The following is a 13,515-nucleotide window of genomic DNA, read 5'->3' as shown; positions in this document are numbered from 1 at the left end:
GGCATCATGAGAAGCGCACACCGACAAATGTCCGGTGTGCGTTTTTTCATGGACTGTTTGTTTTTCTGAAGCTCACATAGTATACTATCGTCAATTATTAGGGATGTGACTGCGTTTGAATCTACTGAAAAAATGGTTGAATACAGAGCCTTATTTAATTATCATGCTCATTGTTCTGACTCCGATTGGGGGAGAGCTGAAATTTTATCCATTTGAGGATAGCTTTCGGGTCAGCTTTGGAACCGTTGTCTTTTTCTTTATCCTGCTTCAAATGAAAAAATTCCCGGCATGGGCAAGCGGCATCATTGCGGGGGGATCAGTGTTTGCATTCCGGGTGCTTCTTGATACCGCTGTGTCAGGCCACTTAGCGCTGGAAGAGGCCGTTTCTTTAAGATTTCCTTCCCTGCTGTATTACGTCGTCTATGGTACGCTTTTTTATGTATTACAGGTCAGACGTTTCCGTGATAAGCCTTGGCTGATTGGGGCGACAGGGATCATCATGGAACTATGCGCAAGTGTAGTTGAAATGATTGCACTCAGGGGAGCCATTGATGAAATTTTAACAGTGAGAACGCTGTTTCAACTATTTGTATTGGCGATTTTCAGAAGCTTTTTCGTATTGGCTTGTTATACGATGATTCGATTATACGAAGAACAGGCGAGAGAGCGCCAAATGAAGAAGGAAAAGGAACACCTGCTGATGCTGCTGTCAAATCTTTATACGGAATCTACATATTTTTATAAAACCCTTGCACATGCTGAGCACATTACAGCTACTTCATATCAATTGTATCAATCTCTGCATCATGCAAAGGATACGGAATCATTAGATTTGAAAAAGCTCGGGAAAACAGCCCTGCAAATTGCAGGTGAGGTACACGAAATCAAAAAGGACAATCAGCGGATTTTTTCTGCTTTATCAAAACTGATTCATGAGGAAAACTTTCAGGAGTATGCAAGTCCTGCTCATATCGCTGGACTTGTGATTCGTATCCATGAAAATTACGCGGAATCTCTTAAAAAACACATCGTTTTTCATTATGATGAAGAAGGACAGCACCCTGCTTATCATGTGTATACCATTCTATCTTTATTAAATAACATTGTATCCAATGCCGTTGAAGCGATTCTAGTAAATGGAGAGGTATCACTATCCATTTCGCGGAAAGAGAATGATGTAATTTTTCAAATCAGTGACAACGGTCCAGGCATTAAAGAGCGTAACCATCATGTGATCTTTAAACCGGGCTTCACTTTAAAATACGACCAAGCCGGGAACCCATCAAGCGGCATCGGTCTTTCCTATGTGAAAGACACAGCCGAGAAGCTTGGCGGAAGTGTTGAAATGAAGAGTATCCCAAATCAACAAACGATGTTCACTTTAACGATACCAATTGATCAAGTCAGCAGAAAAGAGGGGAATGGGAGATGAGATTTTTTATTGTTGATGATGATGAAGCCGTTCGTTCTTCACTGGCACAGCTCATTGAAGATGAAGAGCTTGGCATTGTGGCAGGGGAAGCAGAGGATGGTGCTGAAGTAACAGCGAGCTACTTAAATGATTTGCATATTGATATCTTGTGTATTGATCTTCTGATGCCGGAAAGGGACGGTCTTGAGACGATTCGAGCGATCAAAGATGAATTTCATGGGAAATATTTAATGCTGTCACAGGTAGAAACAAAGGAACTCATCGGCCAGGCATATACACTCGGTGTCGAGTATTATGTGACAAAGCCGATCAATCGAGTAGAGGTCTTAAGTGTGCTCCATCTCATGATTGAGCGGCTGCATTTAGAGCACTCGATTGAAAATATTCAGCATTCGCTCAAATCGGTCATGCAGTTCCAGCAGCGCGGACAGACAAAAACGAAGCAGCGCGGGAAAAGTCTTGCAGAGGCAGGTCAGTTTTTGCTCGCGGAGCTTGGGATTGTTGGTGAAAAGGGGTCTAAGGATTTACTAGATATGATTCTTTTCACAGATCAGTATTTAGCGTTACATGCCGATCAGCACGACTCTTTTCCTTCATTAAAAGTGATTTTCACTGGCATCACAGAGGATAAATTAAACGAACCTTTTACATCAGCAGATATCGCAAGAGAAGCAAAAGCAGCGGAACAGCGGGTAAGACGTGCGATCAACCAATCATTGAAACACATCGCCTCGCTCGGGTTAACCGATTTTTCTCACCCAACCTTTGAAAACTATGCATCAAAATTTTTCGATTTTACCATTGTGCGTAAGAAAATGAGTGAACTCACAAAAGAGACAAGTGGAAGAGAAGAGCACACACGTATCAATGTGAAGAAATTTGTACAGGTGCTCTATTACGAGGCGAAACGTATTTTTATGGAAGATTAAAAAAGACATGCTCTCTATAAGGAGGGCATGTCTCAGCGTGTAGACAAACCCTCGCATTCGGTGTCAGTCCTGCGCTTCGGTGCTCACGAATGTCAAATTCGCTCCGCGCCAATGCTCGTCCTTCCTAGACTGCAAAGGTTTTCTATCACGCTGAAAAGAAGACAAAGAGCCAAAATAAAGTTCATTTTAGCTCTTTGTCAACAATCTGAAGACATGCTCTCTATAAGGAGGGCATGTCTTTTTTTGTGATGGATTGAAGATGCATCTGTAGCACGGAGCGCATGAGCTGAGGCGGTAAACGATGGGGCTGTACGATTCCATTCAATGCAAGCCCATTGATGACCGCATAAAGCCGCTCAGTTTCTAATAAAAGATCGAGATGATCTAGCAGTAGCTCATCCTCTTTCAATTTCATTAAGCAAAATTGAACGGTTTGAAAAAGCTCGTCATACATCTTTGCATTGAGCGGCTGTAAATCTGGTTCAGTCAGTGCCTTGACTGTAAAAGCCTGCCACACCTCCATTTCAAATATTCGTTCTTCGTCTAGTGGAAGAACCTGCTCCAATAATGTGAATACATTTTCCTCTGTTGAACCGTTTAATGGAAGCTTAGCAATTCGCTCCTTCACTCTTTCCTGAATTAAATTCATGGAGAATAGAAATAATTCTTGCTGTGTGGAAAAATAATGACGCATAGAGCCGGCTGAAATGCCAGCTTCAACGGCTATTTTTCGTACAGAAGCGCTTTCCAATCCCTCTTGTTTAATCACTCTCATAGCAGCTTGAGCGACCTTTTGTTTTTGTTTATGGTGATCGACGATTTTTGGCATACCTTGATTTTAGCACAGCTATTGTTTTTTTAACACAGTTGTGTTATTTTTTATTTAATACAATCGTGTTAAAAAGGATGTGGGGAAATTGGTCGGTTTATTGATTGTGGCATGTGAAATTGGTTTTTGGCTGTTTATTCTTATGGGCTTAACACTGCGTTATGTATTTAAACAGAAAAAATGGGGTGCTTTCTTTCTTGTCTGTACGCCGGTTTTAGATCTCATCCTTCTTGCGGCTACTTATATAGATTTAAAGCAAGGGGCTGTGGCGAGCGTCATTCACGGGCTTGCGGCTGTCTATATTGGTGTGAGTCTGGCCTTTGGACATCAAATGGTGAAATGGGCAGATGCCCGGTTTGCTTATCGTTTTGCAGGTGGTCCTAAGCCAAAGGGGAAACCAAAGTACGGGAAGGAGCGGTCTTTGTATGAAATGGTGGGCTGGACACGTCATTTCATCTCTTATGTCATCGGAGCGGGGCTGTTATATGGATTGACCTATCTCATCCAAGCACCAGAACGAACGGAATCTCTGATGCAGCTTGTCAGTGTGTGGGGGATGGTCTTAGCCATTGATTTCGTCATTAGCATCAGCTACGTCATTTGGCCGAAAAAACACCCAGAAAATATAGCAGGTTGACAAAAAAGACAGGCGGACTCATTCCACCTGTCTTTTTGCTATGAGGACAATCCTTTGTAAATGGTGTCAATATTCCATTTCATCATCTTATAGTAGCTGTCCCCATCTTCACCTTCTTTGCCAATAGAGTCCGTAAATACTTTCCCCTTAATCGGAACTCCGGTTTCCTCAGATAGGCTTTCAAGGCTGCGCTTATCTACACTTGTTTCAAGAAAAAGGGCAGGAACTTGATGGTCTTTAACAAAATGAATGATGCGCTTCATTTGTCCAGGTGTTCCTTCACTTTCTGTGTTGATCTCCCAAATGTAGCCGGCTTTCAGTCCATACGCATCCGCAAAATATTTGAATGCCCCTTCGCTTGTGACAAGGAGTTTTTTGTCTTTTGGCAGCTGATCAAACTTATCTTTTGCTTCATTGTGAAGCGTTTGAAGCTTTTTGATATAGGTTTCAGCATTTTTCTCGTAATCCTCTTTATGCTCAGGATCTGCTTGAATGAGTGCATCTCTGGCATTTTGCGCATAAAGAATCCCATTCTCGACATTCAGCCATGCGTGTGGGTCCTGCTGGCTTTCAAGCCCTTTTGAAGACAAATGCTTCACTTTGACGCCTTTACTCAGCTCGGCTACAGGTGCATCAGCTCCGTCCTTGCCGCTCGATTCAAGCAGTTTTTGAAACCAGCCATTCCCTGTTTCAAGGTTCAAGCCATTAGATAGAACAAGGTCTGCATCCGTCGTATACTGAACATCCTTTGGTAGTGGGTCAAATTCATGTGGGTCTGTACCAATGGGAACAATGCTGTGAATAGAGACATGCTGTCCGCCTACTTCCTTCACAATGTCATAAAGAATGGAGTAGGTCGTGACAACTTTTAATGTACCGTCATCTTTTCCGGAACTCTTTTGCTGAGTAGAACAGCCTGCGATGACCAAAAGGGCGATACATACTGCGGCCAAACGGATTGCTAATACCTTCTTCATATATGTCCTCCTTTTACATAGACGCTTCCTTTTTTAACTGTGTTCGTTTTCGCTTCGATTTTAAGGATCTCCACAATATCCCTTGTTTCGGTGAAAAGATAAAGGCACTGCCGAATAATATGGTCGCGACCAGCACAATGGAAGCACCAGACGATAAGTTATACGTAAAGCTGAGCCCAAGTCCTACGACGGCTGAAACTGCTCCAAAAAAAGCAGATAAATAAATCATGATCCATAGCCGGTCTGTCAGTAAATAAGCGGTGGCAGCTGGTGTAATAAGCATTGCAACAACAAGAATAATACCTACAGTTTGCAGAGACGCCACGGTCACTAAGGTCAATAAGGTCATGAGGAAATAATGGATCATGCGATTCGGTAAACCGTAAACCGAAGAAATCACTGGATCAAATGAACTAATGAGCAGTTCTTTGTAGAAAACAATGACAGCCAGCAAAATGAAAATGCCAATGCCAAGCGTGATCCACATATCAGATGAACGAACGGCTAGTACGTTTCCAAACAAGATATGATATAAATCGCTGGAACTTTTCAAAAATGTAATCAAAATGATCCCAATGGAAAAAAAAGCAGTGAATACGATGCCGATGGCAGAATCATTTTTAATGCGGCTGTTTTGACTGACATATCCGATGCCGATGGCTGTCAGTACACCAGTTAGAACCGCACCAAAGAAAAAGTTAATGCCGAGCATATAAGAGATGGCGACACCTGGAAGTACAGCGTGTGAAATCGCATCTCCCATCAAAGCCATTCCCCGTAAAATGATAAAGCAGCCAATGACGCCGCAGATGATCCCTACCATAACGGATGTAAATAACGCTTTTTGTAAAAACGCATATTCAAAAAGTCCGGTTAAGAATTCCATTACGCGTCTCCTCCTGCTGATTTTAAAAATGGCAGTTGTGTTTCGTATGCTTGGAGCATGACCTCAGGACGAAGAATATCATGTACAGGCCCTGCTTTGACCAGCTTTTTATTTAGAAGAACGAGATGGCTGAAGTAATCATCGGCTTTACTTAAGTCATGGTGGACGACCAGAATGGTTTTTCCTTCATCTCGTAATTCCTTCAAAATGCCGATCATCGTTTCTTCACTTGCCATATCAATTCCGACAAATGGTTCATCTAAACAAAAGAGCTGTGCGTTTTGAGCGAGTGCTCGCGCAAGGAAGACACGCTGCTGCTGACCGCCAGATAATTCCCCAATCTGTCTTTTGGCAAAGTCCTGCATCCCGACCTTTTCTAAGCAATGGTACGCATAGGCACGGTCTTCTTTTTTCGGTCGTTTGATCAATCCGAGCTTTGGGTATGTGCCAAGCAGTACGGTATCCAGCACATGGATAGGAAACGTCCAGTCTAGATCATTTCTTTGCGGTACATAGGCGATCTGTTTTCTCACTTGTTTAAAGGGTTGTTCAAAAAAACGAATATCCCCTTGATCCTTTTCAATTAAATCTAAACATGCTTTCAATAAAGTCGATTTACCAGCACCATTTGGACCAATGATTCCAGTCATCGTTCCTTCCTGTATGGAAAGAGAGACGTTTTCTAGTGCATCCTGTCCGTGGTATGAGACATACAGGCGGTCGATTGTTAAAGCGTTTGACATCTCTTGCGGCCCCTTTCGATCATCAATTGCGTTTCCTAAAAATATATGCATACATTTAATAATTTTGACTAAAGGATGAAATGATTCTCTAACGCTAATTTGTTTCCTTAAGGAAACTTTTATCTTATTCTAATCGTATGTCCTTCTTTTGTAAAGAGAAATGCTGAATATTCCCATCAAGCGATCGTTTTTATGTTATGCAACGAAGAGGGGACATGAGCATGGATTATTGAAAATTCACGTGACATCCTTGAATACGAAAAATCTCAAACATTTGCTTATAAATGATTGACAGTTTGTAAGAACTCCTCATATAATAAGGGTAATTCAATATATGAATATGTGCTCATATATAATATCTACAGCAGCTGATAGGTTTGATTGAATCAGGGAAGGCTACTTATATAGAAAAAGGTGAGAACATGAAAAAGATGAAGGATGAATACGTATTAAGCGGTCTCGATTGTGGAAACTGTGCACGTAAAATTGAAACAGGTGTCAGCAAACTCGAAGGGGTTGAAGCCTGCTCAATTAATTTTGCGACGGGTACATTAACTGTGACACATGCTGATGCACAAGAAACGATGTCAAAGCGTATTGAAAAAACCGTTCAGTCCATTGAACCTCATGTGAGTGTATCACCAAAAGAAGAAGGACATCACCACGATCACGATCATGGAACAAAGAATTTAAAAACGATTGTACTGAAATTAATTGGTGGTGCAGTCATTGGAACGGCGGCTTATTTTATACCTGACAATGGCTTACTGAAGTTCATCATGTTTTTCGCCGCGTATTTACTCGTTGGCGGAGATGTTGTCCTGAAAGCGCTGAAAAATATTGTGCGCGGTCAAGTATTTGATGAGAACTTCTTAATGACCATAGCTACAGTTGGTGCTTTTGTGATTCAGCAGTATCCTGAGGCATTGGCAGTCATGCTGTTTTACCAAATTGGAGAACTGTTCCAAGGGGCAGCTGTGAACCGCTCTAGAAAATCAATTAGCGAATTAATGAATATCCGTCCAGAATACGCAAACCTCAAAGTGGGGCAAGAAACAAAAAAGGTAAAGCCGGAAGAAGTCAAAGCGGGTGACCGTATTGTTGTCAAACCAGGTGAAAAAATTCCTTTGGATGGACGTGTGATAGACGGTTATTCTCTTGTGGATACCTCTGCACTAACTGGGGAGTCTGTTCCAAGAGATGTGGAAGCAGGAAAAGAAGTGCTTGCTGGATTTGTGAACCAAAACGGCATTCTTGAAATTGAAGTGCAAAAAGAGCTCAGTGAGTCAGCGGTTACGAAGATTTTGGATTTAGTCGAAAATGCAAGCAGCCGTAAAGCGCAGACAGAAAACTTTATCACAAAGTTCGCTAAATATTATACACCTGCTGTGGTCGTGCTAGCTTTATTGCTTGCCTTTGTACCACCGCTTCTCATCCCATCAGCTCAATTGTCTGATTGGGTGTACCGGGCACTTGTCTTTCTTGTCATTTCGTGTCCATGTGCTCTCGTTGTATCCATTCCATTAGGTTTCTTTGGCGGGATTGGTGCCGCATCAAAACGAGGCATTTTAGTGAAAGGCAGTAACTACTTAGAAGCCTTAAACTCTGTGCGCTATGCGGTGTTTGATAAAACAGGTACTTTGACAAAAGGAAACTTTACAGTCACTCATATCGAAGCAGCGAATGAGAAATGGTCAGAAGAGGAATTGCTTTCTTTTGCGGCACTGGCAGAAGCACATTCTTCTCATCCGATTGCGGAATCGATTAAAGCGGCTTACGGAGCGTCTCTTGATGAGAGTCAAATCGAATCTTACGAGGATATTGCGGGTCATGGGATCAAAGCGACAATTCACGGAGCCCATGTATTGGCAGGTAACCATCGCCTGATGGAACGAGAGGGCATTTCTTTTGAAAAAGAAAAACGAAGCGGAACGGTTGTGTATTTAGCAATAGACAATGAGTTTGCGGGATCTATCTTGATTGCAGATGAAGTAAAAGACGATGCAGTTGAAGCGATATCTTCTCTAAAAGCTGCGGGCATTCAAACCGTGATGCTTACAGGGGATGCTTCGCAAGTAGGAAATGCAGTCGCACAGCAGATCGGCATTGACGAAGTTCACACTGAATTATTGCCACAGGATAAAGTCGCCAAAATCGAAGACATGTATGAGAAAAAAGCATCTCAAGACAAATTATTGTTTGTTGGTGACGGCATAAACGATACGCCGGTTTTGGCAAGAGCGGATATAGGTATTGCCATGGGTGGACTTGGTTCGGATGCAGCAGTTGAAGCGGCTGATATTGTGATTATGACAGATCAGCCATCAAAGGTAGCGGAAGCTATTGCTGTCGCTAAAAGAACGAGAGCCATCGTATGGCAGAATATTGCGTTTGCTCTTGGGGTGAAGGCCGTCTTTCTCATACTGGGTGCATTCGGTATTGCAACAATGTGGGAAGCCGTCTTCTCGGATGTTGGTGTCACTGTACTGGCTGTTTTAAATGCGATGAGGGTCATGAAATAAAATTGTAAGGAAAAATTCATGAATAGCGTCTTTCATAATAGACCCCCTCTTGTTAAAATAGAAGAAGTTGGATAATGGCATTTTCCTGAGCTGTTATCCTTTTTCTTTGTGAAGGAATGAATGAAAAAGATAAGGTAGGTGCTTTTGTGAGTAAAAAGAATAATCAATCTTCATCCATCAAGTTTGCAGTTATATTAACCATCATTGCAGCTCTTCTCATCGGTATTTTCGTTGTGATCGGTAACAACAACAGCCAAGAAGCACAAACAGTCGACAGTAAGCCGTCTATTAAAGGACAGCCTGTCATGGGAGATCAAAAGGCAAAAGTGCAAGTTGTCGAGTTTGGGGATTACAAATGTCCATCATGTAAATCATTTGAGACTGACATTTTCCCAAAATTGAAAGCAGACTACATAGATAATGGCGATGTATCCTTCTCATTTATTAACTTACCACTGCCTGTTCATGGGGACGGTGCGGTATTAGCAGCACTGGCTTCTGAAGAAGTGTGGAAAGAAGATCCGAAAAACTTCTGGGCATTTCATGAAGCGGTCTACAACGCACAACCAGATAGTGAAGCAGAATGGGTAACGCCAGCAAAGCTCACCGAATTGGCGAAGAAGACAACGAAAATTGATACGGACAAGCTGAAAGATAACCTATCAAAGAAAACATATCAGCCACAGTTGAACACAGATGATCAGCTGGTGAATCAATACAAAGTAAATGCAACACCAACTATTTTCATTAACAATAAACAAGTCCAAAACTTTTATGACTATGATGAAATCAAAGAATTAATTGATCAAGAGCTGAAAGGGAAAAAATCATGAAGAATAAACTGATTTACTTATACAGCGCTTGGATCGTGTCGATTGTGGCGACGATGAGCAGCCTGTATTTAAGCGAAGTAAAGAAGTTTATTCCATGTGATATGTGCTGGTTTCAGCGCATTTTCATGTATCCGCTTGTGCTTTTACTTGGAATTGCTACATTCCGTGGCGATGTCAAAGTGAAGTACTACGTTCTCCCTTTGGCCGGAATTGGTGCTTGCTTTTCCATCTATCATTATATGGAACAAAAGATTCCAGGCTTTGCATCGATTCGTCCTTGTCTAAGCGGTATTCCTTGTTCCGTTGATTATCTGAACTGGTTTGGTTTTATCACCATTCCACTCTTAGCTCTTATTGCATTTATTCTGATCATCATTAGTATGCTACTTTTAAATGCAAAAGAAGATTGAGGAGATAGCCTGCTTTTAAGCAGGCTGCAGCGTGTAGACAAACCCTCGCATTCGGTGTCAGTCCTGCGTGCTGGTGCTCACGAATGTCAAATTCGCTCCGCGCCAGTACTCGTCCTTCCTAGACTGCAAAGGTTTTCTATCACGCTGAAATGAAGACAAAGGGCTAAAATCAAGATCATTTTATCCCTTTGTCAACAATCTGAGCCTGCTTTTAAGCAGGCTATTTTTTATTTTTGCAAAAAGATAAAATTTAAAGAAAATTTGTATTGCTTTTCATTTGTGTCAGATATACATTAAGGGGAGAGTGTTAGATGATCAGACAATGGTAAGGAGATAAGCGGAAAATGGCATGGGAAGTGTTAAGTATTATTGGCATTGTGGCATTCGCCATTAGTGGTGCGATTGTCGCAATGGAGGAAGAGTACGATATTCTTGGTGTGTACATTTTAGGGATTGTCACAGCATTTGGCGGTGGAGCGATTCGGAATCTATTAATTGGTCTTCCGGTGTCTGCTTTATGGTCGCAGGGCAAAATGTTTACCATTGCCCTTGTATCCATTACGATCGTGTTTCTATTTCCAAAGCTTTTGCTCAAGCACTGGAGCACGTGGGGGAATTTCTCGGATGCGATCGGTTTAGCAGCGTTTGCGATTCAAGGTGCATTATTTGCTGTACAAAGAGAGCTCCCGCTCAGTGCGGTCATTGTGGCAGCCATTTTGACTGGAAGCGGCGGCGGCATTGTGCGTGATTTATTAGCAGGACGAAAGCCACTTGTGCTAAAAGCAGAGATTTACGCAGTATGGGCAGCCCTAGGCGGCTTACTCGTCGGACTCGGCTTAGCGCAAGGAGAGCTTGCTTTATATCTGCTGTTTGTCATCCTCGTCATATGCAGGGTTTGTTCCTACTTATTCAAATGGCGGCTTCCCGCAAGGTCTTATTTTTTAAATAAAGGGTAAAACGAAAAAAGGGCGATGTCGCTCTTTTTTTTATGTGTTATTCGAGCTTGATGTCAGCAGGTCAAGCTGTTTTCGTGTAAAATAAAAGTAGGTTCTTTATTCATCATTGGAACAATACACGAGATGAAAATGTTGTCATTTGACTGAATATGTAGATTCAGTCTTTTTTTGCCTAGATGGATTGTTATGTGTTGGTTTCGCTTTTTGCGGGATACTAAAGAAACGCTCATGACCGAACGGATGGATCTGAAAGAAATGAACACATCTTTGCATGTAAGCAAAACATGACGGAAAAAATGAAATGGGAGGGACATGTACTAGTGGAGATTTTTTTGGCAGTGCTCGTACTACTAGCACTCATTGCATCATCTAATATTATCAATCGTTTTCTGCCCTTTATTCCAGTTCCATTAATCCAAGTGGGTTTAGGGATATTGGTCGCAGCTTTTCCTTCAGGTTTACATATTTCTTTAAATCCTGAGCTATTCTTCGTTTTATTTATTGCACCGCTGTTATTTAATGATGGGAAGCGTACCCCAAGGGACGAGCTGTGGAAATTAAGAGCGCCCATTCTTCTATTAGCTTTAGGGCTCGTATTTGCGACAGTCATTGTCGCAGGATATACCATCCATTGGATGATTCCAAGCATACCACTTCCAGCTGCATTTGCGCTTGCAGCGATTTTATCACCGACAGATGTGGTTGCTGTAAGTGCACTTTCCAGCCGTGTGAATATGCCAAAGGGGATCATGAGACTGCTGGAAGGCGAAGGGCTGATGAACGATGCGTCAGGACTTGTTGCCTTTAAATTTGCTATTGCAGCAACGGTTACAGGGGCATTTTCCATTGCAGAGGCATCCTTTAGCTTTGTTCTTATTGCTGCTGGCGGATTATTGACTGGATTTATTCTGTCGTTTTTTATCATTCGTTTTCGCTACTTTCTCCGCCGTTTAGGCATGGACGATGTCACAATGCACATCATCCTGCAAATCCTCACGCCGTTTGTGATTTATTTAGCAGCGGAAGAAATTGGCGTATCCGGCATTTTAGCCGTTGTTGCCGGTGGTGTGACACATGCCATCGAGCAAGACCGAATGGAAGCGAATTTAGCAAAACTGCAAATTGCTTCTTCAAACACGTGGAATATTATTTTATTTATTTTAAATGGCCTTGTTTTCGTTTTACTTGGGTTACAAATTCCTGATGTATCGACCGTCATTTTCCAAGATGAAGCCTTTAATAATATGCAGGTCATCAGTTACATTTTAATCATTACATTCTGTCTGATGATTCTCAGATTCCTATGGGTATGGCTGTTCTGGGCAGGAAACTGGAGTGTATCGAAAAAGAAGAACGCGAAAAAACCGAAGCTGCGTGCTTCCATGCTGATGACATTCTCTGGTGTTCGTGGTGCTGTTACATTAGCAGGTGCTTTCTCCATCCCATTTACGCTTGCAGACGGATCACCATTTCCTGAGCGTCATTTAATTATTTTCCTCGCAGCAGGCGTCATTTTATGTACACTCATTTTAGCGAGTGTGCTGCTGCCTATTTTATCGGAGAAAAAAGATAAGCAAGTGGATGTGGACTTAGATACAAAGATTCAGCACGCGAAACGGAAGCTGCTGAGAAGTGCCATTAAAACTCTAAAAGAAGGAATGAATGAAGACAATCGAGAAGTCTCCCTTGCACTCATCAATGATTACCGAATGAAGCTGAGAAATATTCAGCGGGAACCGTACCAGTTTGGTATGAGAAAACAAGAGAGAAAAATCAGACTGCACGGCATTAAAGCAGAACAGATGAAACTTCAGCAGTTGATCGAGGAAGAGAAAATCGACAAAGAAGAAGCGTATGAGCTGCAAGAGAGATTTCATGAGTTGGAAATGCTCTATTCCAACTCCTTTAAAATTCGTTTCTCAAAAGTGAAGTTTCTGCGCTTACTACAATGGCTTCAACTATGGCGTCCGAATCAGCGTATTTCAAGCGGCATATTAGAAAACGAGGAATCGTATAAACAAATCCGTAAGAAAACGGCTGAAGCTGCGGTGGATTCTATTAAGCACCATATGACCGAAGACAATCAACAAACGTGTCATCAAGTCATTGGGTTTTACAATCAAGTGATATTCCGCTGTGAACATGGTCCTTCTTTCTTTCAGCAAAAGGATCGTACGTTTGACCGGAAGAAGAAAGAGCTTAACTTCCAAGCCGTACAGACGATTCGTAATGAAATCCAAACCTTATATGAAAATGGCGAAATCAATCGTGATATTGCCCATCATTTAAGGGAGTATATCAACGACATGGAAGCAGTCTTACTGACCAATACATGATGTTGTCATCTTCTCCCCTATGTTT

Annotated in this window: 12 protein-coding genes; 8 read left to right on the top strand and 4 right to left on the bottom strand. The window is 42.0% G+C overall.

From position 1 onward, the window contains the following. The first annotated feature begins 115 nt into the window (after positions 1–115). Positions 116–1,432: an ATP-binding protein gene (locus tag KVT11_RS06780; RefSeq protein ID WP_116306215.1), complete on the top strand. Its 1,317-nt coding sequence runs from the start codon at positions 116–118 to the stop codon at positions 1,430–1,432. Then, complete coding sequence (locus KVT11_RS06775) at positions 1,429–2,361, top strand: response regulator (protein ID WP_039168273.1); 933 nt, start codon at positions 1,429–1,431, stop codon at positions 2,359–2,361. The genes KVT11_RS06780 and KVT11_RS06775 overlap by 4 nt, the downstream gene beginning before the upstream one ends. Before the next feature lie 220 nt (positions 2,362–2,581). On the opposite strand, the gene KVT11_RS06770 is transcribed toward KVT11_RS06775, so the two are convergent. Beyond that, the gene (locus tag KVT11_RS06770; protein ID WP_025207976.1) at positions 2,582–3,190 is read right to left on the bottom strand and encodes a TetR/AcrR family transcriptional regulator; all 609 of its coding nucleotides are present in this window, start codon (positions 3,188–3,190) and stop codon (positions 2,582–2,584) included. Positions 3,191–3,278: 88 nt separating this feature from the next. Here KVT11_RS06770 and KVT11_RS06765 point away from each other — a divergent pair, with 88 nt between their 5' ends. Beyond that, complete coding sequence (locus KVT11_RS06765) at positions 3,279–3,827, top strand: hypothetical protein (RefSeq protein WP_017359239.1); 549 nt, start codon at positions 3,279–3,281, stop codon at positions 3,825–3,827. 38 nt (positions 3,828–3,865) lie between these two features. Here the strand turns inward: KVT11_RS06765 and KVT11_RS06760 are convergent, their stop codons facing one another. From KVT11_RS06760 to KVT11_RS06750, 3 genes are read right to left on the bottom strand one after another with little or no spacing between them, the layout of a single operon-like run. Next, positions 3,866–4,804: a metal ABC transporter substrate-binding protein gene (locus KVT11_RS06760; protein WP_116306213.1), complete on the bottom strand. Its 939-nt coding sequence runs from the start codon at positions 4,802–4,804 to the stop codon at positions 3,866–3,868. A gap of 13 nt (positions 4,805–4,817) precedes the next feature. Next, a complete protein-coding gene (locus tag KVT11_RS06755; protein WP_007500236.1) occupies positions 4,818–5,690 on the bottom strand; it encodes a metal ABC transporter permease in 873 nt (290 codons plus the stop codon). Continuing rightward, positions 5,690–6,433: a metal ABC transporter ATP-binding protein gene (locus tag KVT11_RS06750; protein ID WP_008347622.1), complete on the bottom strand. Its 744-nt coding sequence runs from the start codon at positions 6,431–6,433 to the stop codon at positions 5,690–5,692. Before KVT11_RS06750 ends, KVT11_RS06755 begins: the two co-directional genes overlap by 1 nt. Before the next feature lie 422 nt (positions 6,434–6,855). Here KVT11_RS06750 and KVT11_RS06745 point away from each other — a divergent pair, with 422 nt between their 5' ends. The 5 genes from KVT11_RS06745 to KVT11_RS06725 all read left to right on the top strand — a co-directional run bounded on the left by KVT11_RS06745 (position 6,856) and on the right by KVT11_RS06725 (position 13,490). Further along, positions 6,856–8,955, top strand: a complete 2,100-nt coding sequence (locus KVT11_RS06745) for a heavy metal translocating P-type ATPase (protein ID WP_046527721.1) — start codon at positions 6,856–6,858, stop codon at positions 8,953–8,955. Positions 8,956–9,101: 146 nt separating this feature from the next. Further along, positions 9,102–9,788, top strand: a complete 687-nt coding sequence (locus KVT11_RS06740; protein WP_017359241.1) for a DsbA family protein — start codon at positions 9,102–9,104, stop codon at positions 9,786–9,788. Next, complete coding sequence (locus KVT11_RS06735; RefSeq protein ID WP_007500241.1) at positions 9,785–10,198, top strand: disulfide oxidoreductase; 414 nt, start codon at positions 9,785–9,787, stop codon at positions 10,196–10,198. Before KVT11_RS06740 ends, KVT11_RS06735 begins: the two co-directional genes overlap by 4 nt. A gap of 344 nt (positions 10,199–10,542) precedes the next feature. Beyond that, a complete protein-coding gene (locus KVT11_RS06730) occupies positions 10,543–11,154 on the top strand; it encodes a trimeric intracellular cation channel family protein (RefSeq protein WP_007500242.1) in 612 nt (203 codons plus the stop codon). 320 nt (positions 11,155–11,474) lie between these two features. Then, on the top strand, positions 11,475–13,490 hold the full coding sequence (locus KVT11_RS06725; protein ID WP_017359242.1) for a Na+/H+ antiporter: 2,016 nt from the start codon (positions 11,475–11,477) through the stop codon (positions 13,488–13,490). The last annotated feature ends 25 nt before the right edge of the window (positions 13,491–13,515 follow it).

Source organism: Bacillus sp. GbtcB10 (assembly GCF_019091365.1).
Lineage (GTDB): Bacteria > Bacillota > Bacilli > Bacillales > Bacillaceae > Bacillus > Bacillus altitudinis.
This window is presented reverse-complemented; position numbering and strand designations above follow the sequence as displayed.